The organism is Streptoalloteichus hindustanus (assembly GCF_900129375.1).
In the GTDB taxonomy this organism is placed as follows: domain Bacteria; phylum Actinomycetota; class Actinomycetes; order Mycobacteriales; family Pseudonocardiaceae; genus Streptoalloteichus; species Streptoalloteichus hindustanus.
In genome coordinates, this window is record NZ_FQVN01000001.1 from 846091 (window position 1) to 868486 (window position 22396).

The following is a 22396-nucleotide window of genomic DNA, read 5'->3' on the forward strand; positions in this document are numbered from 1 at the left end:
ACGTCGTGCAGAATGGGGAGATGCGCGAAGGTGTGAACGACGCCGCCGGCCCTGGCCGGGAGGGCGTGGAGCGGGCGAAGGCGCGGCCGCGGAGCCCGTTCGAGGACGCGGTGGCCGCGATCATCGATCAGTGGCGCCGGGAGCGGCCCGACCTGGACCCCTCCCCGATCGGGGTGGTCGGCCGGCTCGGCCGGCTGACCGTCCTGATCGACCGCGGGCTGGCGCAGAACTTCGCCCGCTACGACCTGACGGGGTGGGAGTTCGACGTGCTCGCAGCCCTGCGCAGGTCCGGCGATCCGTTCCGGCTGACGGTGGGTCGGCTGCAGAGCACGATGATGATCAGCTCCGGCACGATGACGCACCGGTTGGACCGGTTGGAGAAGCGCGGCCTGGTCGAGCGCGCCCCCGACCCAGCCGACCGGCGGGGAGTGCTCGTCCAGCTCACGCACGGCGGTCGGGAGCTGGTCGACGAGGTGGTGGGCGCGCACCTGGACCGGGAGCGGCAGCTCCTCGCCGGGCTGGACGGGCCGGGCCAGGACCAGCTCGCCGACCTGCTCCGCCAACTCCTGGTGCACCTCGGGGACACGCCGGACGCCGGACAGCGCTGAGTCGACCGGTTGGCGGATGCCGCCTTCCGCGTGGCGGTGAACACAACGATGGTCGAAGCCACACGCGGGGGAGGGCCTAGCCTGGTGAGGTGACCGCCGCTGCTGGAACGGAACCGCGCTGGCTCGACGATGACGAAATGCGCGCCTGGCGCGCGTACATCGTCGGTAGCCAGATGCTCGAGTACCGGTTGCACCGTGATCTCGCCGAGTCGCACGACGTGGCGTTGGCCGACTACGAGATCCTCGTCCGGCTGTCCGAGGAGCCGGACCACCGGATGCGGATGAGCCAGCTCGCCAGCACGGTCGCCTCGTCCAAGAGCCGGGTCTCGCACCAGATCGCCCGGATGGAGTCGGCGGGGCTGGTGCAGCGCACCGAGTGTCCCAGCGACGGACGCGGCGTCTTCGCGCACCTCACGAAGAAGGGCTGGGAGCTGCTCCAGGCCGCGGCGCCCACCCACGTGGAGGGGGTGCGGGACAACCTGATCGACCTGCTGGAGCCCGAGGAGCGGGCCACGCTGGCCAGGATCTTCGAGCGTGTGATCGGTCACCTCCGGGGTTCCGGCTGCTGATTGCCCGCGCAGGCAGTTACGCTCCCGAACCTGGAAGCGTGGCAGAGCGGCCGAATGCACCCGCCTTGAAAGCGGGAGACCCGCGAGGGTCCGGGGGTTCGAATCCCTCCGCTTCCGCAAACCGATGACCAGCGGGAACAGCTCGGGCCCGCTGGTCGCGACGACTTCGCCGGCGGTCGGGCGAGATCCGCGCGCGGCCCTCGCGGTCGCCCCGGCCCGTTGCCTCCGTCACTCCTGGCCCACCACGGGCGCGAGATGTGGCATCAACGAAGAAGCACCGTTGATCGACTGAGGGGGTCCGCGTGTCCGGTTGCCGCGACTGCTCGGCCTGCACCCGTTCCGCGCTCGTCAAGATGGCGCGCGTGGTCCTGGTCGTGTGGTGGGTGTGGATCTTCAAGCTCGCGATGCGCACCTGCCCCCAGTGCTCGCACGTGATGCTCAAGCACCAGCGCCGGGCGGACGGCTCCTTCCGCGACTGACCGAGGAGCGCCTCGTTGCCCGGCGGCGGAGCCGGCCGCTCCCTCGTCCGGTGGGGGAGGAGCGGGGCGCGCGTTCGCTCACGTGACGCGCCGTGTCGGAACGCCCTGCGGGGTACTCCGTTCGAGTATGGTTGCCGCTCCAGCAGCGGATCTCCTGAGGAGGTGGGACCCATCAACGCCCTGTCAGGCTGGGTGCTCTCATCTCACGAGTCCGCGGTCCCTTCGGCGTAGGTGACCGGGAGAGCGCCCTTCGGCTTCCCGAAAGGCTCTCATGTCACTTCCCCTGTCGCCCCGTGCCCTGTCCGCCGTCGTCTCCCGGCTCCGGGCCGCCGGTTGCGTCTTCGCGGAGGACGAGGCCGACGCGCTCGTCACGGCCGCGCGGACCTCGGCCGACCTCGCCGCGATGGTGGACCGGCGCGTCGCCGGCCTGCCCCTCGAACACGTCCTCGGCTGGGCGGAGTTCTGCGGTCTCCGCATCTCCGTGGATCCCCGGGTTTTCGTGCCACGCCCTCGCACCGAGTTCCTCGCCAGCCAGGCCGGCGCTCTGGCTGGCCCGGGAACTGTCGTCGTCGACCTGTGCTGTGGCTCGGGAGCGGTGGGCGCGGTGCTGGCCGCGACGCTGGACCGGATCGAACTGCACGCCGTTGACATCGATCCCGCCGCCGTGGGCAGCGCCCGCCGCAACATCGGGTCACGGGGGCAGGTGCACCAGGGGGATCTCTACGAGCCGCTGCCCCTGAGACTGCGGGGGCGGGTCAACGTCCTGGTCGCCAACGCGCCCTACGTTCCCAGCGAGGAAATCGGGCTGCTCCCCCCGGAGGCGCGCATCCACGAGCCACGGGTGGCGCTCGACGGCGGGGCGGACGGGCTCGACGTCCAGCGCCGTGTCGCCGAAGCCGCGCCGCGGTGGTTGGCGCCCGGGGGTCATCTGCTGGTGGAGACGAGCGAGCGGCAGGCGCGGAGGACGGCGGGGATCTTCGCCCGATGCGGCCTGGTTCCGCGGATCACCAGTTCCGAGGAGCTCGACGCCACCGTCGTCATCGGGACCAGACCGCGTCTGGGCATCCCTGGTGGCGTCAACACCGCAGAGCCGTCGGTGGTGTTGGTTTCCGGCTGACGCGTTGTCGGTCCGCGTGCGGCTGAAGGTGACGACCGGCTGCCGGAGCGCGAGCTCCTCCCTGGCCTGGAGAACGGCCAGGGAGGAGCAAAGCGCGGAGAGGGCCGTGCCGCGACGGCTTCCCGCGGTGAGTCAGGCGCGAGTGAACGCCAGGCAGACGTTGTGCCCACCGAATCCGAACGAGTTGGCCAGCGCGGCCTTCCAGTCGCCCCGACGGCCCTCGCCCCGCACGACGTCGAGCCGCACGCGCGGGTCCAGCTCGTCCAGGTTCCTCGTGGCCGGAACGATCCCGTCCCGCAGCGCCAGCAGCGCGCTGATCGCGCCCAACGCGCCGGAGGCGCCGAGCAGGTGTCCCGTCATCGACTTCGTGGCGGTCACGACGGGACGGGCGCCCACGGCGTCCGCGATGGCCTCGGCCTCGATCGGGTCGCCGTGCGGGGTGGAGGTCGCGTGCGCGTGCACGTGGTCCACGTCCTGCGGCTCCAACCCCGCGGATTCGAGCGCGAGCCGCATCGCACGGGCCTGGTCGGTGGGCTCCGAGGCGACGATGTCGTAGGCGTTGGAGGTCAGCCCGGCCCCGGCGAGCACGCCGTGCGGGCGCGCCGAGCGGGCGCGGGCGAAGTCGGCCCGTTCGAGCACGAGCACCGCGGCGCCCTCGCCCAGCACCAGGCCGTCCCGTCCGACGTCGAACGGGCGGGACGCGGCCGCCGGGTCGTCGTGCCGGCGGGACAGCGTGCGCGCCTGGGCGAACGCCGCCAGGGGCAGGGGGTGCAGGCACGCCTCGGCGCCGCCGGCCACCACCACGTCGGCGCGGCCCAGCCGGATCAGGTCCAGCCCCATCGCGATGGCCTCCGCCCCGGAGGCGCAGGCGCTGACCGGGGTGCGGGCGCCGCCGCGAGCGCCCAGGTCGAGGCTCACCCATGCGGCTGGCCCGTTGGGCATCAACATCGTCACCGCGTGCGGGGAGACCCGTCGCGGTCCCGACCGCTCCAGAACGTCGTCCTGCTCCAGCATGGTCAGGACCCCGCCGACGCCGGTGCCGATCACCACGGCCAGCCGCTCGGGCTCGACCTCGGGGCGTCCCGCGTCCGCCCACGCCTCGCGGGCGCTGACCATGGCGATCTGCTCGCAGCGGTCCATCCGGCGGGCGGTCACCCGGTCCAGCGCCGTTCCCGGCTCCACGCGCAGCGGAGCGGCCAGCCGTACCGGGAGGTCGTCGGGCAGGTCGTCGAGGGCGCGGACACCGGACTCGCCGGCCAACATCGCGGTCCAGGTGGTGGGCATGTCACCCCCCAGGGGTGTGGTCGCGCCGATGCCGGTTACCACCACGTCATGCACGTTGGTTCTCTTCCGTCAGGGGACAACGACAAGGCACGGCGAACCCGTGACGGCTCGCATGATCTTCCCGCGTCGACTCTGCCAGCGGGGTTCCCGGAATCCGAGATCGCTGGTGCACGGACTTGTCGGTGAGAATCTTGTCGGCCATCTACAAGATCTGTCGCTGAGTGAGGCGACCAAACGGTGGGAATCCCCCGAAAAGGGTGTTTTCACCCGTCGCCGTGACACCCGGCGGCCGTGCGCAGGAAAAGGCGCGATCCCCCAGGCCGGGCGTACCGTGACGGCGTGAGCACGTACCGGCTCGTGCTGGACAGCGAACGCCGGCCGGCGTTGCCGGCGCCGCTCCTCACCGAGGCCCGACTGGACGACGCGCGGGAACTCGTGGCGTACGCGGCCGGGCCCGGCCGGATCGTGCTGGAGGACCCCAGGGCCGCGCTCACCCGGCTCCAGTCCGCCGTGGCCGAGGGCAAGCGCCGGCGCCGCCGAGCGGACGACCTCGAGACCTTCCTGTTCGCCGGCCGGTCCGCGGACACGAGCCTGGAATGAACGCGCGTCACCGGCTGCCACCGGGACCGGTCCTGCTCGACGCGTCCTTCGTGTTGGCGCTGCTCGACGGCGACCAGCTCGCCACGCGGTTCGCGGACCTCCTGGCCCGCTCGGAGATCACCGCGGTCAACCTCGGCGAGGTGCTGCACGCCCTGGACGACCTGGTCGGGCTCGCACCCGACCAGGTGGTTCAGGAGCTCGCCGCCACGGGCCTTGGCGTCCACCCGACCGACGCCGCCGACGCCCGGCACTTCCCGGCGCTCCGCCGGCTGGACAGGGCCACGAGGCGGGCCGCCGGCCCTGGCGGTCCCGGCGGCCTGTCCCTCGGCGACATCTGCTGCCTGGCCAGGGCGTGGAGCGCGCGCCTACCGGTGCTGACCGGCGACCGGCACTGGCTCGCCCTGGTCAGAGCCGGTCTGCCGGTTCCGGTGTACGACTTCCGGGACCCGGCCCTGCGGGCCTGACGACGCCTCAGGCCGTGAACGAGCGGGCCGCGGAGAGGAAGGTGTCGTTCTCCTCACGGGTGCCGATGGTCACCCGCGCGCCCTCCCCGGCGAAGGCCCGCACGACGACCTTGTTCTCCAGGCAGTGCTCGTTGAACGCCTGCGTCCGCTCGCCCAGCGGCAGCCACACGAAGTTCGCCTGCGTCTCCGGCACCTCGAAGCCCACCGACAGCAGCTCCGCCCGCACCCGCTCGCGCTCGGCGACCACGTCGCGGCACCGCGCGAGCAGCTCGTCCTCGGCGTCGAGCGAGGCGATGGCCGCCGCCTGGGCCACCGAGTTCACGCTGAAGGGCATGTAGACCTTGCGCAGCGCCGCCGCCACGTCGGGCTCGGCGACGCAGTACCCGACGCGGAGCCCGGCGAGGCCGTACGCCTTGGAGAAGGTGCGCAGCACGGCGACGTTGTCCCGGCCTCGGGCCAGCTCCACGCCGTCGGGCACCTCGGCGTCGGTGACGAACTCGCGGTACGCCTCGTCCAACACCACCAGGACGTCCGACGGCACGCTGTCGAGGAAGCGCTCCAGCGCGGCGCGCCGCAGGGGCGTGCCCGTCGGGTTGTTGGGGTTGCAGACGAACACCAGGCGGGTGGCCGGGGTGATCGCCGCGGCCATCGCGTCCAGGTCGAGGCCGTGCCCGGGGGTCAGCGCGACGCGCGTCTGCCGCGCGCCGACGACCTGGACGATGATCGGGTACGCCTCGAACGAGCGCCAGGGGAACACGACCTCGTCGGCCTCGCCGCAGGTGGCCTGCACGAGCTGCTGGCACAGGGTCACCGACCCACAGCCCACCGCGATCTGGTCCGGGGTGACGTCGAGCCGGTCGGCCAGCCGGTCGACCAGCGCCGTGGCAGCGGAGTCCGGATAGCGGTTGACCTCGGCGCCGGCCCGGGCGATGGCCTCGACGACGCTGGGCAACGGCCCCAGGGAGACCTCGTTGCTGGCCAGCTTGACGGCGCCCGGGACGGTGCGCCCCGGCACGTAGCCGGGCAGCCGCTCGAGGTCGGCGCGGATCCGCACGATCATGTCAGCTCCTCGCTGTGTCACTCGCTCGGGCGCACGTTATCGGTCCTGCCCGCCCGTGCCCAGGGGTCGACGCGGGCGCGGGCGTTGACTGGAGTTCACCCCGGCGTGGTTGGGTGGGAGCCATGACGGAGATCCGGACCGAGACCTTCCCGCTCACCGACGGCAGCGAGCTCCGGCTGACCGTCGCCGAGCCGGAGACCGCCGTCCGCGGCGGACTCGTTGTGCTGCACGAGGCCCGCGGTGTCACGGACGCGGTGCGCGGCCTGGTGAGCAGCCTGGCCCAGGAGGGCTGGCTCGCCGTCGTGCCGCACCTCTACCACCGGGACGGCGCGGACGAACTGGACGCGGCGGACGGGGACGACCGGGTCCGCGACCAGGTGAACCGGCTGTCCGGCGAGTCGGTGCTCGCCGACACGGACGCCTCGTTCGTGTGGTTGGCCGAGCGGGGCGTGCGGGACGACCAGATGGGCGTCGTGGGCTACGGCCTCGGCGGTTCGGTCGCCATGGTGGTGGCGGCGAGCCGGTCGCTGGGGGCGGCGGTGACCATCGGCGGTGGCGGCATCCTGTCCCCGGTCTCCGAGGGGCTGCCGTCGCTGGTCGACGTCGCCGGCGAGCTGACCTGCCCGTGGCTGGGGATCTACACCGAGGCCGACCCGTCCATCCCGCACGAGGACGTGGAGAAGCTGCGGGAGGCCGCGGCCGCCGCGGGCGTCGCGACGGACGTGGTGCGCTACCCGGCGCCGGTCGACCCCGCAGAGGACGACGCCAAGGCCGCGGCGGACGCCTGGCAGCGCACCCTCAACTGGTTCGACTCGCACCTGCGCTGACCCCGGGGACGACGGGAGGTCCGGTGCGCCGGCCCGGCTGGCGCCCTCCCGTGCCCGGTTCGCCGGCTGAGGCGTCCGCCCAGCGAACACCCTGCTGACGGGACCGCCGGAAGCGGCCCGCGGGTGTGGGGCGAACCCCTTCTCCGGGCCGTCCGGATCGGCTAGGAACGGGGCATGACCGAGAACCCGGCCGACAACGGCGCTGGCGCACCGGAGTTGCTGTGGCAGCCCGACCCCGAACGGGTGGCGCGGAGCCGAGTCACGGCGTTCCGCCACTGGCTGCGCGCGCACCGCGACCTGGACCTGCCCGACTACACCTCGTTGTGGCAGTGGTCGGTCGACGACCTGTCCGGCTTCTGGTCGGCCTTCGCGGAGTTCGCCGGAGTGCGCTTCCACGACGAACCGCGGACGGTGCTCGACGGCGACACGATGCCGGGAGCCCGGTGGTTCCCCGGCGCGACGCTGAACTACGCCGAACACGCGCTGCGCCCCGGCGAGGGGCGCGCGGACGGCGACGAGGCTGTGGTGTTCCTCCGCGAGGACGGCCACACCGAGCGGCTCACCTACGGCGACCTGCGCACCAGGGTGGCCGCCGTGCGGGCCGGGCTGGTCGGGTTGGGCGTGGGCCGCGGCGACCGGGTGGTCGCCCTCGCGCCCAACTGCCCGGAGACGCTCATCGCGTTCCTGGCCGCGGCCAGCCTCGGCGCCACCTGGTCGTCGTGCTCGCCGGACTTCGGCGCGCGGGCGATCGCCGACCGCTTCGAGCAGATCGAGCCGACGGTGCTGGTCGCGGTGGCGGGGTACCGCTACGCGGGGCGCGGTTTCGACGTGCGCCCGACCATCGAGCGGCTGCGGGCGTCGATCCCGAGCCTGCGCGGCACGGTGCTGGTCGACTACCTCGGCGACGGCGCCACCCTGCCGGACGACCCGCACCCGGTCCTGCCCTGGGCGGACCTGCTCGCCCGGCACGCCGACGCGGAACTGGTCTTCGACCCGGTCCCGTTCGACCACCCCCTGTGGGTCCTCTACTCCTCCGGGACGACCGGCCTGCCCAAGGGCATCGTGCAGGGCCACGGTGGGATCGTCCTGGAGCACGTGAAGGCGTTGTCGCTGCACTGCGACCTGGGGCCGGGCGAGCGGTTCTTCTGGTTCACCACCACCGGCTGGATGATGTGGAACTTCCTGGTGTCCGGCCTCATGGTGGGCGCGACGCTGGTGCTCTTCGACGGCAGCCCCGGCCACCCCGACCTGCGGGCCCTGTGGCGGATGGCGGAGGAGCAGCGGGTCACGTTCTTCGGCACGTCCGCCCCCTACATCCAGTCCTGCCTCAAGCAGGACGTCCACCCGGCCAAGGAGTTCGACCTCTCCGCGCTGCGCGCCGTCGGCTCCACGGGGGCGCCGCTGACCCCGGAGGGGTTCCGCTGGCTGGTCGGCTCGGTCGGCGCCCGCGTGCAGATCTGCTCGGTGTCCGGGGGCACGGACCTGTGTACGGCCTTCGTCGGCTCGTCCCCGGACGTGCCCGTCTGGCTGGGGGAGATCTCCTGCCGGATGCTCGGCGCGGCGGTGGCGGCCTACGACGAGTCCGGCCGGGAGGTGCTGGACGAGGTGGGCGAACTGGTGATCACTAAGCCGATGCCGTCCATGCCGGTGTTCTTCTGGGACGACCGGGACGGCGCGCGGCTGCGGGAGGCCTACTTCGAGACCTACCCGGGCGTGTGGCGGCACGGTGACTGGATCCGGGTGACACCGCGCGGCTCCTGCGTGATCTACGGGCGGAGCGACTCGACCCTGAACCGGGGCGGCGTGCGGATGGGCACGAGCGAGTTCTACCGCGTGGTGGAGGGGTTCGACGCGGTGCTCGACTCGTTGGTGATCGACACCTCGGGAGCCGGGCGGACCGAGGGCGAGCTGCTCTGCTTCCTCGTGCTCGCGCCGGGCTCCTCGTTGGCCGACGTGGAGCCGGAGCTGCGCGCGGCGCTGCGGGCCCAGCTGTCGCCCCGGCACGTGCCCGACCGGTTCGTCGTGGTGGCTGACGTGCCGCGCACGCTCAACGGCAAGAAGTGCGAGGTGCCGGTGAAGAAGATCCTCGCCGGCACGCCCCCGGAGCGGGCGGTCAGCCGGGACGCGCTCGCCAACCCGGACGCGCTGCGCCCGTTCCTGGCCTACGCCGCCGGGGCGTCGGCCGAGGACGGGGACTGACCCGGGAACACTGTGCTTTTGGTCACCGCTTCGTCGGTCCGGGGCGGTCGGCACACCTGTGGGCTGCCGGCCGCCCCGACCGTCGTTGGCCTCCTCCGGGGGCCCCAGAGCGGGCTGCAGCCGGTCTGACCAGCCGTTTTGCCCTTCTGGGCGAGTTGTGTGTAGTCTTTGCGTCCGGTGGCCACGGCGGCCCCGGGAGGCTTCGCCTAGTCTGGTCTATGGCGCCGCACTGCTAATGCGGTTGGGGGCTCAAACCCCCTCCCGGGTTCAAATCCCGGAGCCTCCGCAAGCCCGGTCCCGGCCGGGACAACTGAAGATGCGCTCGTAGCTCAACGGATAGAGCACTTGACTACGGATCAAGAGGTTGCAGGTTCGAGTCCTGCCGAGCGCGCAACGGCCGAAGGCCCCGTCGATATTCGTCGACGGGGCCTTCGGCTTGTGTCGTCCCGGGTGGTCGGTGGAGGCACCCGTCACGATGTGATCGGTTCGCCGGGTCCGGCTGTTCGGCCGCCGGATGATCTTTGTTCGCCTGGCGTCGGCGCAATGGGGCGGGGTGTCCGGCTTCTTGATCGTTTATGTGGCCGGCGCTCCGGAGCGGGCATTCCGCTCCTCGGTGCTCCCGGTGAAAGATTCTGGCGAGATCCTCCTGGAGCGCTTTGTCCGCATCGCACCGTTGGTCGGGTCCTCGCGTCGTTCGCCCGTCTCTCCGATCCCACTATCTGATCTGGTGGGAAACCGGCCCCTCCGGGGTGCCGCATCCCGTTGACGGGGTGTGACGAGCGGGCGGGACGTAGGCTGGGAAATGTTTGTCAGCCCTGTTGACCTGCGGTTTTAGGGTGGTGTCGCACAGCCCTGCCAGGATGGAAGGAGACGGCTGCCAGATCTCTTGGTGGCCGTTTGGCGTATCCGCAGGTTGTGGCACCCGCACAACCTGTGCGCAGCCGTGATCCAGAAGCAGCGGCGCGACTGGCGTTCTCTCTGACTGCCTGAAGGTCTCCTCGTGCGACCGCCAACCGTGCTGACCACCGTGGTCTGCGAGCGGCGAACCGCCTATCGGATGGGACCTCGCGGCGGCAGGATGTCGGAGGTCCGCGCGCCGTGGGACCCGAACTCCTCGGCTCGCTCCCCGCCCTCAGGGTGGTCGTGGGAGTGCCGCAACTCGTGGTAGATCGCCAGGACCGCGTCCGCGGTGGCGGCCTGGAGCAGGTACGACCGCACGTTCTCCTTGCGCTCGTTGTCCGCCGCGCGTCGCGCGTCCTCCGCCCACGCGGCGTACTGCTCGGCGAGCTGGCGGTGGTTCCGGTGGTCGGGCTCGATGGTCACCCCGCAAGCGTGGCCGACGACACCGCGGCGCCGCCTCGCCCGATCCGGTTGTTCCCGCCCCGGCGTGCCACGTGCACCGACCGTTACACAAACGCGGAAAGTCACCCGATAGTGGGTTCTCGTGGCTCCGCTGACATCTCTTCGTTACCGATCCGCCATGGCAAAACCGCAACAAACCGCCATCCCGGGGCGATAGGCATCACCTGTGGACGTTCTTGGCCACCCTCCGGTTGTCCGCGAATGCGAAACGGGACGGCCACGGCGGGGGAAAAGGGACGAAGTCCACCCCCTGGCGACAAGGTATTGCTCGATCGAGTAGTGTTTCGCCGCACTCGCTCGCACCGGGTATGACGGACAACCGGCGTTAGACCGTACGGGCTAACGCGTGGCCCCGGGTCCTGTCCCCGGAGCGGTGAAAGCGTTCAGAGAAGTGCCTTCGTATCCGCTGTTCCTGAACCCGCTGTTCCCCCAGGTGGGAAGGAGAGAAATGGCATCCAGGCTGCACCCCGCGCGTCTCGGCGCCGCGTTCCTCGGCGCCGCCGTCGCCCTGCTCGCGAGCGCGCTGCCGGCCTCCGCGGAGGCGACCGGCGAGGTGGCGCTCGGCAACGGCGTCGCCGGTGACCGGGTCACGATCAACGGTAAGCACGAGGTGACCTCGCTGATCGGTCTGAGACTCAGCGACGGCAAGGTCCTCAAGACGTACTGCGTCGAGCTCGACGTGCCCGCGCGTGACGGCTACCCGATGAAGGAAGCGCGCTGGGAGGACTACCCCGACGGCGGCAAGGGCTTCAAGTCCCAGCGCGACAAGGTGCTGTGGATCCTCAACCACTCCTACCCCACCGTGGACACCGAAGCGCTGGGCAAGGTCGTTGAGGCCAAGGACCTCACCCGCGGGGAGGCGATCGCGGGCACCCAGGCCGCGATCTGGCACTTCAGCAACGGCGCGAAGCTCGACGATCACGGCAACAACGACGACGTCAAGAAGCTCTACTCGTACCTGACCGGCGACAAGAACGTCGGTCAGAAGGAGCAGCCGCCGGTCTCGCTGAAGCTGGACCCGGAGAAGCTCGAGGGCGTCGCCGGCGAGAAGATCGGCCCGTTCACGGTCGACTCCAAGGCCAACGAGGTCAAGCTGTCGCTCAAGGACGGCGCTCCGGAGGGCGTCCAGATCCTCGGCGCCGACGAGAAGCCGGTGAAGACGGTCAAGGGCGGCGACAAGGTGTCGGTCAAGGTGCCGGCCGACGTCAAGGGCGAGGCCGGTGACGTCACGCTGCACGCCGAGGCCGAGGCCACCGTCGAGAAGGGCCGCCTGTTCGTCGGTTCGGACCACGGCAAGCGCACCCAGACGCTGATCGCCGCGGCCAGCTCGCAGACCAAGACCAAGGCCGAGGCCGTGGCGAAGTGGAAGAAGAAGACGACGCCGACGACCTCGTCGTCCTCGGTCGCGCCGTCCACCACTCCGGGGCCGTCGACCACCCCGTCCGCCTCGCAGCAGCCGTCGAGCTCGGTGCCGGTGACCCCGGGCCCGACCTCCAGCACCACGCCGGCCCAGCCGGTTCCGGTCGCCAAGAACGACGACCTCGCCAACACCGGCGCCTCCGTGCTCGGCGCCATCGGCGTGGGCATCGTCCTGGTGGGCGGCGGCGCGACCGCGCTCATCCTGCAGCGGCGCCGCAAGAAGGCGTGACCGGCTGAGACAACAGCCCTAGAACGGTGATCCGAGGAGCCCTTCCCGCGCGCGGGAAGGGCTCCTCGTCGTCGTGACCGTGGGGGAAAGGTGGACGGCCTTGTCGCGCGGCTTTCCCGCCCGCCGGCGGTGCCGGCGGCATGACCCGAACCACGGTCACCGCAACGGCTGAACAGTCAGATGGCGGGCGGGGCGCACAACCCCGTCGGCACCCCCGCCGATGCCTTCTCCGTTCGGGGATGGGGCTTCCGCCGGCCGCTCCGGCCCAGGTCAGCGGTGATTACGGTCTGCTGTGTCGGTTCACGACGACGGGTTAAGTCATCCGGCGGCTGTTGGTGGTTCCGGTACCCTGCGTATTGGCTCGGGGTCGGACGTCGCGGCCTCACCGCGCGCCCCGTCGCCGCCGTGCCGGCCGGCTTGGACGTGGAGGAGCGCCATGAACTTCGACGAGCTGAAGAAGGCCGCCGAGGGTCTGCTGCAGCAGCACGGCGACAAGGTTGAGATGGCGGTGGAGAAGGTCGGCGAGCTGGCCAAGGAGCGCTTCGGCCACGAGGAGCAGATCGACCAGGGCGTCCAGAAGATCAAGGATCTCATCCCCGACGGGAACGACGGTGCCGGGCGCGGCTGAGCGGGTCGCCCACGCCGGAGCCGAGCGGTGAGCGCGGACCGGCGCGCCGTGCTGGCGACCTGGCAGGGGGCGGAGACGCCCCGGCTCGAGTCGGCCCGGCTGGTGCTCAACGGCACCGGCCGGCTGCGGGCCGCCGGCCGCGCGGTGGCGGCCGCCGGCGAGACCGCGGCGTACAGCGCGTATTACGAGCTCCTGGTCGACGAGACGGGAGCGACCCGCCGCCTGTTGGTCGGGACCACCACCGAGGACGACGAGCGGCACCTCTCGTTGAGCCGGGGTGACGACGGTTTCTGGCTCGTCGACCGGAGGAACGGTGATGTCGAGCGCGCCGCGTTCGCCGGGGCTTCCGACGTCGACGTCCGGGACAGCGTCCTGTTCAACACCCTTCCGGTGCGTCGCCTCGACCTGCACCGGGAACCGGGCGAGTTCTCGTTTCCCGTGGTGTGGGTGTCGTTGCCCGACCTGTCCGTCAGCCTGGTGCGCCAGACCTACCGGACTGTCTCGGTGGTCGGGCAGGGCACGACGGGGGCCGTGGTCCACTTCGCGTCGGGTTCGTTCACCTCGGAGATCGTGTTCGACGCCGATGGCGTCGTCGTCGACTATCCCGGCGTCGCCCGTCGCGTCTGATCACCTGGTCACGGGACTTCTTCCCCTGATCCGGCGGTTCCCGGCACGCGGAGCCCCACGATCGGGGTGAGGTCGTTGTCCGTGTCGCGCGTCTCGCCTAGCTTGGTGATGTCCGCCACCAATGATCGCCGGTGTTCCGGTGATCGATCCTCGGCAACCGCGTGATCGCGGTCTCCTGCCGGCCTTGTCGGGATTCTCCTGACGCGAGCCGGTCGGTCGGGTGCCGGTGAGGTCGTCTGGTCAGACCCGAACTGCGATCGCGACGCCCTGTCCGACGCCCACGCAGGCCGTGGCGATGCCCAGGCCACCGCCACGGGCCCGCAGGTGCCGGCACAGGTCGACCACGACGCGCGGAACCGAGGCGCCCAACGGGTGGCCGTAGGCGATGGCTCCCCCGTGCACGTTCACCTTGGCGCTGTCCACCTCCGGCAGGTGACGCAGCACGGACAGCACCATCGCCGCGAACGCCTCGTTGACCTCCCAGAGGTCGACGTCCTCGGCGGACACCCCGAGCCGGGTGAGCAGCTTGCGCACGGCGGGGACCGGGGCGAGCGTGAACCGCTGCGGGTCGTCGGCGGCCACGGCGCTGCCCAGCACCTCGCCGAGAGGCTCGACGCCCAGGTCGGCCGCCACGCGTTCGGTGCCGATGAGCACGGCGACGGCCCCGTCGTTGAGCGGCGAGGAGTTGCCGGCCGTGACCGGTCCCTCGGGCGAGAACGCGGGTTTGAGCTGGGCGAGCTTGTCCGGCGTGGTGTCGGCGCGGACGGACTCGTCGCGACGGACCGTGTTCCCGTCCGGTGTCCGCACGGCGAAGGCGAAGCCGTCGTGAACGCCGGCGTCCCAGGCCGCGGTCGCGCGGCGGTGCGAGCGCAGCGCGTAGGCGTCCATCTCCTCGCGGGAGATGCCGAGTTGGACGGCCACCTGCTCGGCCGCACGTCCGAGCGGCACCGTCCACTCGTCCGGCATGCGGGGGTTGACCATGCGCCAGCCCAACGTGGTGGGCACCAGGTCCACCCGGTCAGGCAGGGCGCGGTCGGGACGGGGCAGCACGAACGGCGCGCGGCTCATGCCTTCCACGCCGCCGGCCAGCACGAGGTCGGCGTCGCCGGCCACGAGCGCGCGGGCGGCCTGCACGACGGCCTCGCCCCCCGAGGCGCAGAGCCGGTTGAGCGTCACACCGGGCACGCTGGTCGGCAGTCCGGCGAGCAGCGCGGCCATCCGCGCCACGTTCCGGTTCTCCTCGCCGGCGCCGTTGGTGTTGCCGTAGAGGACGTCGTCGATCCGGGCGGGGTCGAGCCGGCCGGAGCCGGCCGGCCCGTGTCGGCGGAGCAGCTCGGTGATCGGCAGGGCGGCCAGGTCGTCGACGCGGATGCCGGACAACCCGCCGCGGTAGCGGCCGAACGGCGTTCGGGCGGCGTCCAGGAGCAGTGCGCGCGGCATGACACTCATCTTGCCGATTCGCGCCGACCTGTAACACCTGTCGGCGGGATTCCTTCGGAACGGGAGAGATCCGCCCCGGCGTCAGCCGGGAAGCTCGACGACCGCCTCGTCGTGGTTGAGACCGATCACCCGACCTCCGCGTCGCCCCAGCTCCACCAGGCGCGGCAGATCGGCCGGATCCACGCGCACCCGTGCCCCCGGCCGGCCGGCGAGGAGGTGTTCGAAGGACAGTCGGGCCTCGTGCCCCGTGGTCACGGTGGCCGCCAGCGACCCGGTCGAGGCGAGCGCCCCGCGGGCCGCGCCGAGGCGACCCAACGCGTCGTCCACGGCGTCGAGCAGAGCCGGGCGGTTCCCCTCGCACATGGCCCTGACCAGCTCCGGTCGGGTGCCCATGACCCTGGTCCCGTCCCGGAACGAGCCGGCGCCCAGCGCCAGCGCCAGCGGGCCGCCGTCCGCTCCCACCGCCGCCAGCACGGCGGCCAGGACGTGCGGCAGGTGCGACACCCGCGCGACCGCCGCGTCGTGCTCGGCGGGAGTCGCCGGCACCACGTGCGCGCCGCAGGCGAGCGCGAGCCGGGCGACCTCGGCCCAGAGGTCGGCGTCGGTGCTCGACGTCGCTCCGTCCTCCTCGTCCTCGGTGACCTCTGCCGTGACGACCCACGCCGCGTCGCGGAACAGATCGCCGTCGCTCGCCGCCCACCCCGAGGCCGCCGAGCCGGCCATCGGATGGCCGCCCACGTAGCGAGCTGACGGCAACAGCCGGCGTACCGCGTCCGCGACCGGCTCCTTGACGCTCACCACGTCGGTCAGCCGGCACCGCGGAGCCACCGCGGCGATCTCGCGCAGCACCGGTTCGACGGCGGGCAGCGGCACCGCGAGGACGACCAGGGCGTCCTCCTCCGCCGCCCGGGCGACCGCCTCCGCCGTGGACGTCGTCACGTCGTAGCCGGCGTCCCGCGCGGACCGCGCGTCCGCCGTCGAGGAGGTCGCTCCCCACACCGGTCTGTCGGCCGCGGACACCGCCCGCGCCAACGATCCGCCGATCAAACCCCATCCGAGGACACACACCGGCCGCCGCACGCCGCCCAGTTTGGCAGCGCGCGGCGGCCGGCCGTCGGAAGATGTCGGCCCCGTGGCCTCAGCGCAGCGCGTCCAGGGCGAACGCCGCGTAGAGCGCCACCCCGTGCGCCATGGCGCTCTCGTCGAAGACGACCCGGTTCGAGTGGTTGGCCGCGGCGGTCTGCGGCGTCGAGTCCGGCGGGCACGCGCCCAGGAACGCCATCGCCCCCGGGACCTCCCGCAGCACGTAGGAGAAGTCCTCCGCGCCCATCAACGGGTCGAGCATCGGCTCGGCGTACTGCGGGCCGAGCACGGCGGCGGCGAGGTCGACCACGCCCGGGCCGACCACGTCGTCGTTCACCGTCACCGGGTAGCCGTACTCGAAGGAGACCTCGGCGGTGCACCCGTGCGCGGCGGCGACGTGCTGGCAGACCCGCTGGATCTCCTCGTGCACCTGCGAGCGCGTCGCCTCGGACAGCGTCCGGATCGTGCCCTCCAGGAACGCGGTCTCCGGGATCACGTTGTTGGTGGTCCCGGCCTTGATGTGCGCGATGGTCACGACGGCCGGCGCGAACACGCTGACGCTGCGGGTGACCATGGTCTGGAGCGCCCCGACCATCGCCGCGGCGGCGGGCACCGGGTCGAGGGCGTTGTGGGGGGCGGAGGCGTGACCGCCCCGACCGCTCACCGTCACCCGCAGCACGTCCGCCGAGGCCATGGCGGCTCCCGGCCGGCACTGGACGACGCCGGACCGCAGGGTGGAGGTGATGTGCAGGGCGAACGCCCTGGTCGGGCGCTCGCCGGTCACGTCCAGCAGCCCCTCTTCGAGCATGTACCGGGCGCCGTGGTGCCCCTCCTCGCCGGGCTGGAACATGAACACGACCTTGCCGGCGAGCTGGTCCCGCCGCTCGGCGAGCAGTCTGGCCGACGAGGCGAGCATGGCCACGTGGGTGTCGTGGCCGCACGCGTGCATCGACCCCGGCACCTCGGAGGAGTACTCCAGGCCGGTGTCCTCGTCGAGCGGCAGGGCGTCCATGTCGCCCCGCAACAGCACTGTCGGGCCCGGTCGCGCGCCCTCCAGCACCGCGACCACCGAGCTGACCGACTCGCCGGTGCGCACCTCCAGCGGGAGCCCCTCCAGCGCCTGGAGCACCGCGGCCTGGCTGGCCGGCAGGTGCAGGCCCTGCTCCGGCCGCCGGTGCAGCGCCCGGCGGAGGGCGACGGTCCGGGGCTGCAGCGCGCGGGCCCCGGCGAGCAGCCCGGCGAGGCGGGCGTCGGCGGGGTCCGGGGCGGCGGACGCGGCGGGGGAGGGCGCGGGCGGCGACACGGGGGACGTGGTCATGCGTTGATCCTCGCACTGGGTGACCCCCGACCGGCGATAGTGCTTTCGTGTTACGGCGCGCGGGCCTACGGTTGTCCCATGGCGCTGGAGGACCCCGTCCGGGGCTTCGCCGTGGCGGTGGTGCGCGAGGACGGGCACTGGCGGTGCGACCCGATGGACACAGCCGTCCTCACGAACCTCGACGCCGCGATCACGGACCTGCGACGCATCCGCTCGACCGGCGCCGTGTTCGCCCTGCTCAACGTGGACGACGAGTTCTTCGTCGTCGTGCGTCCGGTGCCGGGCGGGGTGGACCTGATGCTCTCCGACGCGGCCGCCGCGCTGGACTACGACATCGCGGCCGACGTGCTCGACCTGCTGCGGGTGGACCCGCCGGACGAGGACGACGAGGAGGTGTGGCCGGAGGGCGACCTCGCCGTCCTGGCCGACCTGGGGCTGCCCGAGGGCGAGCTGGACGTCATCGTGGCCGAGCCCGACCTGTACCCGGACGAGCAGCTCCGGATGATCGCCCAGCGCTGCGGGTTCGCCGACCAGTTCGGGGAGCTCATGGCGAAGATGGGGGCGTGACCGCGCACCACACCCCCGCCGACGCCGCCCTGGTCCGGGCCGCACTCGCCGCCGCCCGACCCGCCTTCGGGACCGGCGACGTCCCGATCGGCGCGGTGGTCGTCGCGCCGGACGGCCGGGTCCTGGCCGGCGCGTGCAACGCGAGGGAGGCGTTGGCCGACCCGACCGCACACGCGGAGATCCTGGCGCTCCGGGCCGCGGCGGCCGCGTACGGCGACGGGTGGCGACTCGAGGGCTGCACGCTGGCGGTCACCGTCGAGCCCTGCACCATGTGCGCCGGCGCGCTGGTCCTGGCGCGGGTGGCCAGGGTGGTCTTCGGGGCGTGGGAGCCGAAGACCGGCGCGGTCGGGTCCCTGTGGGACGTGGTCCGGGACCGCCGGCTGAACCACCGCCCGGAGGTGGTGGGGGGAGTCCTGGCCGAGGAGTGCGCCGCCCTCCTGGACGAGTTCTTCGCGAATCACCGGTTCGGGTGAAGCGGAACACGGGGGAATGACTGCGGCCGGCTCTGGGCATCCCTCTGGTGACGACGCCACCGGCGCCCGGCCGGTCGCGGCTCGACGGAGGGACCGCCACATGAGCAGCATGTTCGACAAGGCCAAGGACAAGCTGGAGCAGGTCGTCGGTCAGGCCAAGGAGAAGATCGGCGAGATGACCGGCAACGAGGACCTGCGGAACTCCGGCAAGGGGGACCAGCTCTCGGGCGAGGCCAAGGAGACCGGCCACGACCTCAGGGACAAGGCCGCCGGCGCCGCGAAGGACGCCAAGGACAGGCTGACCGGCGACAACCGCTGAGGGCGCGCGGTCACCTCTTGGTGGCGCCCGCCTGTCGTTCCCCGGGAGACGACGACAGGTCTGCCACGATGGGTCCGCCTCCGCGTGAGCGGGGCGGACCCTTTCGTGCGTGGGCGTGTCCGGAGGCCCCTTGTCCGCGCTACGCGAACCGCTGCTCGAACGGCCGGGCCAACCAGGTCGTCCTCTGACGTCGGAGGCGGTCGGGTCGGCTGGCGTGGAGCGCGGGCTGGCGCCCACCGTCGTCGATGACGCCACTCTCGCCACCCGGGCCGCCCACGGTGACATCGTCGCCTTCGAGACGCTCCTGCGCCGGCACTCCGACCGCGTGCTGGGGCTGGCCCTGCGCACGCTGGGCGACCGGGCCGAGAGCGAGGATGTCACCCAGGAGGTCTTCGTCATCGCCTGGCGGCGGCTGGGCGAGCTGGCGGAGCCCGCGGCGGTCCGCACCTGGTTGTTCCGCATCGCGCACCGGCGCTGCCTCGCGGTGCTGCGGCAGCGCCGGGACCGCCGGACGGATCCCGTGGGAACGCTTCCGGAACCCGGAGGAGAGGCCGTGAGTGGCGGCGCGGCCGCCGATCCCGCACGGGTCGCGGAGGCCAGCGCCGGCGTCGCCGCCCTGCGCCGCGCGCTCGCGGGACTGCCTCCGCCGCAACGCGCGGTGTGGTTGCTCGCCGAGGTGGACGGCCTGTCCTACGCCGAGATCGCCAGGGTGGTCGGCGTGAGCGACCAGGCGGTGCGGGGTCGGCTGTCCCGGGCGAGGGCGAGCCTGGCGGAGGCGATGCGGGCGTGGCGTTGAGCTTCCGGGCGGGCCGGCGACGAGCTGGAATGCCGGGTGGACCCGCCCGTCGAGCAGGAGCCGGCGTTCCACCTCTGCCCACGTGCGGTCCTCACGACCACGTGTGAGCTGTGTTCTTCGCCCCACTTGGGCCCCGGGAGGGGGGTGGTGGCACGAGTGCGCTCCGGGGTCCGCTATTCTGGCTCGCGGTAGCGTGTCCGAGCGGCCTAAGGAGCACGCCTCGAAAGCGTGTGAGGGTTCACGCCCTCCGTGGGTTCAAATCCCACCGCTACCGCTCTCGTCAGGAGGGCCGGTCCCATCGGGACCGGCCCTCCTGCTTTCTCCTTCACCGCAGGGGAATCGCCGGGTCGGCGGGGCAGAGTTCGTCACGGCGCGTTGCTCGATCTTCTTCCCTCGTTCACTCGATCAGTGCAGGATGCCCCCACTCATCCACGCACTGGGAGGACGAGGTGCCCTCACCCCGCCATCGCCCCGTCGCCGGCCTCACCCTGGCCGCGGCCACCGTGTTGTCGGCGTTGTCCGTTCCCGTCCTGGCCGCGCCGACCGCGGTCGCGGCGCCGAGCGGCGACGCCGTGATCTCCGAGGTCTACGGGGGCGGCGGCAACAGCGGCGCTCCCCTGGCCGCCGACTTCGTCGAGCTGGCCACGCGCGGCGCCGCCGTCGACCTCGCCGGCTGGAGCGTGCAGTACCTCCCCGCCAGCCCGAAGCCCACCAGCCGGTGGCAGGTCACACCGCTCTCCGGCGGTCTCGCGCCCGGCAAGCGGTACCTGGTCTCCCAGGCGAAGGGCGGTGCGGGCGGCGCCGAGCTCCCCACCCCGGACGCCAGCGGGACCACGAACCTCTCCGCCACCGGCGGCACGGTCGCCCTCGTCGCCGGCATGGAGCCGTTGGGCTGCCTGACGGCCGCGGACTGCGCGGCCGACCAGCGCGTTCGCGACCTCGTCGGCTACGGCGAGGCGGTGGTCAGGGAGGGCAAGCCGGCGCCGGCGACCACCAACGGCACGTCGGTGAGCCGCTCGGCCCAGCTCGCCGACACCGACGACAACTCCGTCGACTTCGTCGCCGGACCGCCCACCCCGACGAACAGCAGGGGCGAGGGCCCTGGTGGGGGCGACCCCGACCCGGGCCAGGGCGGCAAGCGAATCCACGACATCCAGGGCGTCACCCGCCTGTCCCCGTTGCGGGGGCAGAAGGTCAAAGACGTGCCGGGGGTGGTGACGGCGGTGCGCTCCTTCGGGGCGTCCCGCGGGTTCTGGTTCCAGGACCCCGAACCCGACGACGACCCGCGCACCAGCGAGGGCCTGTTCGTCTTCACCGGCAACCAGACGCCGCAGGTCAGGCCGGGCGACTCGGTGCTCGTCAGCGGCACGGTCGCCGAGTTCCGACCGCTGGGCAACGGCGAGAAGCCGGACTCCTCCCCGAACCAGTCGATCACGCAGCTCACCGACGCGCGCTGGACCACGACGGGGTCGGGTCTGCCGTTGCCGGAGGCTGAGCGACTGGGGCCGGACACCGTTCCCACCGCCATGGCACCGGACGCCAAGGGCGGCAGCATCGAGGCGTCGCCCCTGGAGCCGCGGCGCTTCGCGTTGGACTTCCTCGAATCCCGCGAGGGCATGCGGGTGCGCGTCGACGACGCCCGCGTGGTGGGCCCGACGGACTCCCACAACGGCCTGTGGGTGACCACGAAGCCGAAGCAGAACCGCACCCCGCGCGGCGGTTCGGTCTACCTCTCCTACGAGAACGCGAACTCCGGCCGGCTGAAGGTCGAGTCGCTGATCCCGTTCGCGCAGCGCCCGTTCCCGCGGGCCGACGTGGGCGACGTGCTGCGCGGCGCGACCGAGGGGCCGCTGGACTACACCCGGTTCGGCGGCTACGTGCTCCAGGCCAGCGCGCTCGGCGAGCACGTGTCCGGCGGGCTGACCAGGGAGACGACCCGGCCGCAGCACCCGTCCGAGCTGGCGGTGGCCACCTACAACGTCGAGAACCTGTCGGCGGCGGACGAGCAGGCCAAGTTCGACCGGCTGGCCGTCGGCGTCGTCCGGCACCTGGCGTCGCCGGACGTCGTGGCGCTGGAGGAGATCCAGGACAACAGCGGCCCGACCGACGACGGTGTGGTGGCCGCGGACGCCACCCTGCGCCGGTTCGTCGACGCGGTCGTCGCGGCCGGCGGCCCCCGGTACGAGTCGCGGCAGATCGACCCGGTCAACCGGCAGGACGGGGGCCAGCCGGGCGGCAACATCCGCCAGGTCTTCCTGTTCAACCCGAAGCGGGTGTCCTTTGTGGACCGTGCGGGCGGCGACGCGGCGACGCCGGTGCGGGTGCGGTCGGAGCGCGGGCGGGCCGCGCTGAGCGTCTCGCCCGGGCGGATCGACCCGGCCAACCCGGCGTGGCAGGACAGCCGCAAGCCGCTGGTCGGCGAGTTCGTGTTCCACGGCCGCACGGTGTTCGTGATCGCCAACCACTTCAACTCCAAGGGCGGCGACCAGCCGATCCACGGCCGGTTCCAGCCGCCGAACCGGGTCTCCGAGGTCCAGCGGCAGCAGCAGGCCGCGGTCGTCCGCGGTTTCGTCGACCAGATCCAGCGCGTCGACCAGCGCTCGGCCGTGCTGGTGGTCGGCGACCTCAACGACTACGTGTTCTCGCCGGCCGTGCGGACGCTGCTGCGGGACGGTGCGCTGCGGTCTCCGCTGGAGCGCCTGCCCGCCGGTGAGCGCTACAGCTACGTCTACGAGGGCAACTCGCAGGTGCTGGACCACATCCTGGTGAGCGGGAACGTGTGCCGGTACGAGCTCGACGTGGTGCACCTGAACGCGGAGTTCCACGACCAGGCGAGCGACCACGACCCCCAGGTGCTGCGCTTCCGCCCGCCGGCCGGGCCGTGGTGGGAGCTCGGGCGCTCGACCGGGACCACGGGCTGACGCGGAC

General features: G+C 72.5%; 22 protein-coding genes and 4 tRNA genes. 20 read left to right on the forward strand and 6 right to left on the reverse strand.

Going from position 1 to position 22396, the window contains the following annotated elements; genetic code table 11:
* Window positions 1-20: 20 nt before the first annotated feature.
* The 5 genes from BUE43_RS03995 to BUE43_RS04010 all read left to right on the forward strand — a co-directional run bounded on the left by BUE43_RS03995 (window position 21) and on the right by BUE43_RS04010 (window position 2773).
* Window positions 21-608: a MarR family winged helix-turn-helix transcriptional regulator gene (locus BUE43_RS03995; protein WP_083959278.1), complete on the forward strand. Its 588-nt coding sequence runs from the start codon at window positions 21-23 to the stop codon at window positions 606-608.
* Between the two features lie 137 nt (window positions 609-745).
* The gene (locus tag BUE43_RS04000) at window positions 746-1177 is read left to right on the forward strand and encodes a MarR family winged helix-turn-helix transcriptional regulator (protein ID WP_073479896.1); all 432 of its coding nucleotides are present in this window, start codon (window positions 746-748) and stop codon (window positions 1175-1177) included.
* A gap of 32 nt (window positions 1178-1209) precedes the next feature.
* Window positions 1210-1294, forward strand: a tRNA-Ser gene (locus BUE43_RS04005).
* Between the two features lie 236 nt (window positions 1295-1530).
* Window positions 1531-1656 carry a hypothetical protein gene (locus BUE43_RS35565; protein WP_268844406.1) on the forward strand — a complete coding sequence of 42 codons (126 nt, stop codon included), beginning with the start codon at window positions 1531-1533 and terminating at the stop codon, window positions 1654-1656.
* Between the two features lie 271 nt (window positions 1657-1927).
* Complete coding sequence (locus BUE43_RS04010) at window positions 1928-2773, forward strand: putative protein N(5)-glutamine methyltransferase (protein WP_073479897.1); 846 nt, start codon at window positions 1928-1930, stop codon at window positions 2771-2773.
* Between the two features lie 132 nt (window positions 2774-2905).
* Here the strand turns inward: BUE43_RS04010 and BUE43_RS04015 are convergent, their stop codons facing one another.
* Window positions 2906-4111: a beta-ketoacyl-[acyl-carrier-protein] synthase family protein gene (locus BUE43_RS04015; protein ID WP_073479898.1), complete on the reverse strand. Its 1206-nt coding sequence runs from the start codon at window positions 4109-4111 to the stop codon at window positions 2906-2908.
* Window positions 4112-4396: 285 nt separating this feature from the next.
* Between BUE43_RS04015 and BUE43_RS04020 the strand changes: the two genes are divergently transcribed.
* Together BUE43_RS04020 and BUE43_RS04025 are read left to right on the forward strand one after the other, a co-directional pair.
* Complete coding sequence (locus BUE43_RS04020; RefSeq protein WP_073479899.1) at window positions 4397-4657, forward strand: hypothetical protein; 261 nt, start codon at window positions 4397-4399, stop codon at window positions 4655-4657.
* Window positions 4654-5121 (forward strand): PIN domain-containing protein, encoded by a 468-nt coding sequence (locus BUE43_RS04025; protein WP_083959279.1) that lies wholly within the window; start codon window positions 4654-4656, stop codon window positions 5119-5121. The genes BUE43_RS04020 and BUE43_RS04025 overlap by 4 nt, the downstream gene beginning before the upstream one ends.
* Before the next feature lie 7 nt (window positions 5122-5128).
* Here BUE43_RS04025 and hisC read toward each other — a convergent pair whose 3' ends face one another.
* Window positions 5129-6181, reverse strand: coding sequence for a histidinol-phosphate transaminase (gene hisC, locus BUE43_RS04030; RefSeq protein ID WP_073479900.1), 1053 nt, complete (start codon window positions 6179-6181; stop codon window positions 5129-5131).
* Between the two features lie 122 nt (window positions 6182-6303).
* On the opposite strand from hisC, the gene BUE43_RS04035 reads away from it, so the two are divergent.
* From BUE43_RS04035 to BUE43_RS04050, 4 genes are all read left to right on the forward strand, one after another.
* Window positions 6304-7008 (forward strand): dienelactone hydrolase family protein, encoded by a 705-nt coding sequence (locus BUE43_RS04035; RefSeq protein ID WP_073479901.1) that lies wholly within the window; start codon window positions 6304-6306, stop codon window positions 7006-7008.
* 174 nt (window positions 7009-7182) lie between these two features.
* Complete coding sequence (locus BUE43_RS04040; RefSeq protein ID WP_073479902.1) at window positions 7183-9207, forward strand: acetoacetate--CoA ligase; 2025 nt, start codon at window positions 7183-7185, stop codon at window positions 9205-9207.
* Window positions 9208-9402: 195 nt separating this feature from the next.
* A tRNA-Ser gene (locus BUE43_RS04045) sits at window positions 9403-9493 on the forward strand.
* Window positions 9494-9525: 32 nt separating this feature from the next.
* A tRNA-Arg gene (locus BUE43_RS04050) sits at window positions 9526-9598 on the forward strand.
* A gap of 659 nt (window positions 9599-10257) precedes the next feature.
* Here BUE43_RS04050 and BUE43_RS04055 read toward each other — a convergent pair.
* A complete protein-coding gene (locus BUE43_RS04055) occupies window positions 10258-10530 on the reverse strand; it encodes a hypothetical protein (RefSeq protein WP_073479903.1) in 273 nt (90 codons plus the stop codon).
* A 487-nt stretch (window positions 10531-11017) separates the two neighbouring features.
* Here BUE43_RS04055 and BUE43_RS04060 point away from each other — a divergent pair, with 487 nt between their 5' ends.
* The 3 genes from BUE43_RS04060 to BUE43_RS04070 all read left to right on the forward strand — a co-directional run bounded on the left by BUE43_RS04060 (window position 11018) and on the right by BUE43_RS04070 (window position 13472).
* Entirely contained in the window at window positions 11018-12217 is a 1200-nt protein-coding gene (locus BUE43_RS04060; RefSeq protein ID WP_073479904.1) for a thioester domain-containing protein, read from the forward strand.
* 436 nt (window positions 12218-12653) lie between these two features.
* Window positions 12654-12845, forward strand: coding sequence for an antitoxin (locus BUE43_RS04065; RefSeq protein ID WP_073479905.1), 192 nt, complete (start codon window positions 12654-12656; stop codon window positions 12843-12845).
* A 27-nt stretch (window positions 12846-12872) separates the two neighbouring features.
* Entirely contained in the window at window positions 12873-13472 is a 600-nt protein-coding gene (locus tag BUE43_RS04070; protein ID WP_073479906.1) for a putative glycolipid-binding domain-containing protein, read from the forward strand.
* Window positions 13473-13712: 240 nt separating this feature from the next.
* Here the strand turns inward: BUE43_RS04070 and BUE43_RS04075 are convergent, their stop codons facing one another.
* From BUE43_RS04075 to BUE43_RS04085, 3 genes are all read right to left on the reverse strand, one after another.
* The gene (locus tag BUE43_RS04075) at window positions 13713-14912 is read right to left on the reverse strand and encodes a thiolase family protein (protein ID WP_073479907.1); all 1200 of its coding nucleotides are present in this window, start codon (window positions 14910-14912) and stop codon (window positions 13713-13715) included.
* 81 nt (window positions 14913-14993) lie between these two features.
* On the reverse strand, window positions 14994-15992 hold the full coding sequence (locus tag BUE43_RS04080; RefSeq protein ID WP_073479908.1) for a prephenate dehydrogenase: 999 nt from the start codon (window positions 15990-15992) through the stop codon (window positions 14994-14996).
* A gap of 58 nt (window positions 15993-16050) precedes the next feature.
* Window positions 16051-17313, reverse strand: a complete 1263-nt coding sequence (locus BUE43_RS04085; RefSeq protein ID WP_083959281.1) for a M20 metallopeptidase family protein — start codon at window positions 17311-17313, stop codon at window positions 16051-16053.
* 78 nt (window positions 17314-17391) lie between these two features.
* Between BUE43_RS04085 and BUE43_RS04090 the strand changes: the two genes are divergently transcribed.
* The 6 genes from BUE43_RS04090 to BUE43_RS04115 all read left to right on the forward strand — a co-directional run bounded on the left by BUE43_RS04090 (window position 17392) and on the right by BUE43_RS04115 (window position 22389).
* Window positions 17392-17880, forward strand: a complete 489-nt coding sequence (locus tag BUE43_RS04090) for a tRNA adenosine deaminase-associated protein (RefSeq protein ID WP_073479909.1) — start codon at window positions 17392-17394, stop codon at window positions 17878-17880.
* Entirely contained in the window at window positions 17877-18353 is a 477-nt protein-coding gene (locus BUE43_RS04095) for a nucleoside deaminase (RefSeq protein WP_073479910.1), read from the forward strand. The genes BUE43_RS04090 and BUE43_RS04095 overlap by 4 nt, the downstream gene beginning before the upstream one ends.
* A gap of 100 nt (window positions 18354-18453) precedes the next feature.
* Window positions 18454-18672: a CsbD family protein gene (locus tag BUE43_RS04100; protein ID WP_073479911.1), complete on the forward strand. Its 219-nt coding sequence runs from the start codon at window positions 18454-18456 to the stop codon at window positions 18670-18672.
* A 214-nt stretch (window positions 18673-18886) separates the two neighbouring features.
* Window positions 18887-19468, forward strand: coding sequence for an RNA polymerase sigma factor (locus BUE43_RS04105; RefSeq protein WP_234995516.1), 582 nt, complete (start codon window positions 18887-18889; stop codon window positions 19466-19468).
* A 187-nt stretch (window positions 19469-19655) separates the two neighbouring features.
* Window positions 19656-19742: transfer RNA gene (locus BUE43_RS04110), tRNA-Ser, on the forward strand.
* Window positions 19743-19917: 175 nt separating this feature from the next.
* A complete protein-coding gene (locus tag BUE43_RS04115; protein WP_083959282.1) occupies window positions 19918-22389 on the forward strand; it encodes an endonuclease/exonuclease/phosphatase family protein in 2472 nt (823 codons plus the stop codon).
* Window positions 22390-22396: the final 7 nt, after the last annotated feature.

Coding starts and splice junctions, on each gene's coding strand:
- BUE43_RS35565 (WP_268844406.1), top strand. CDS start 1,531: ATGGCGCGCGTGGTCCTGGTCGTGTGGTGGGTGTGGATCTTCAAGCTC.
- BUE43_RS04075 (WP_073479907.1), bottom strand. CDS start 14,912: ATGCCGCGCGCACTGCTCCTGGACGCCGCCCGAACGCCGTTCGGCCGC.
- BUE43_RS04000 (WP_073479896.1), top strand. CDS start 746: ATGCGCGCCTGGCGCGCGTACATCGTCGGTAGCCAGATGCTCGAGTAC.
- BUE43_RS04100 (WP_073479911.1), top strand. CDS start 18,454: ATGAGCAGCATGTTCGACAAGGCCAAGGACAAGCTGGAGCAGGTCGTC.
- BUE43_RS03995 (WP_083959278.1), top strand. CDS start 21: ATGCGCGAAGGTGTGAACGACGCCGCCGGCCCTGGCCGGGAGGGCGTG.
- BUE43_RS04035 (WP_073479901.1), top strand. CDS start 6,304: ATGACGGAGATCCGGACCGAGACCTTCCCGCTCACCGACGGCAGCGAG.
- BUE43_RS04085 (WP_083959281.1), bottom strand. CDS start 17,313: ATGACCACGTCCCCCGTGTCGCCGCCCGCGCCCTCCCCCGCCGCGTCC.
- BUE43_RS04025 (WP_083959279.1), top strand. CDS start 4,654: ATGAACGCGCGTCACCGGCTGCCACCGGGACCGGTCCTGCTCGACGCG.
- BUE43_RS04060 (WP_073479904.1), top strand. CDS start 11,018: ATGGCATCCAGGCTGCACCCCGCGCGTCTCGGCGCCGCGTTCCTCGGC.
- BUE43_RS04065 (WP_073479905.1), top strand. CDS start 12,654: ATGAACTTCGACGAGCTGAAGAAGGCCGCCGAGGGTCTGCTGCAGCAG.
- BUE43_RS04040 (WP_073479902.1), top strand. CDS start 7,183: ATGACCGAGAACCCGGCCGACAACGGCGCTGGCGCACCGGAGTTGCTG.
- hisC (WP_073479900.1), bottom strand. CDS start 6,181: ATGATCGTGCGGATCCGCGCCGACCTCGAGCGGCTGCCCGGCTACGTG.
- BUE43_RS04010 (WP_073479897.1), top strand. CDS start 1,928: ATGTCACTTCCCCTGTCGCCCCGTGCCCTGTCCGCCGTCGTCTCCCGG.
- BUE43_RS04090 (WP_073479909.1), top strand. CDS start 17,392: ATGGCGCTGGAGGACCCCGTCCGGGGCTTCGCCGTGGCGGTGGTGCGC.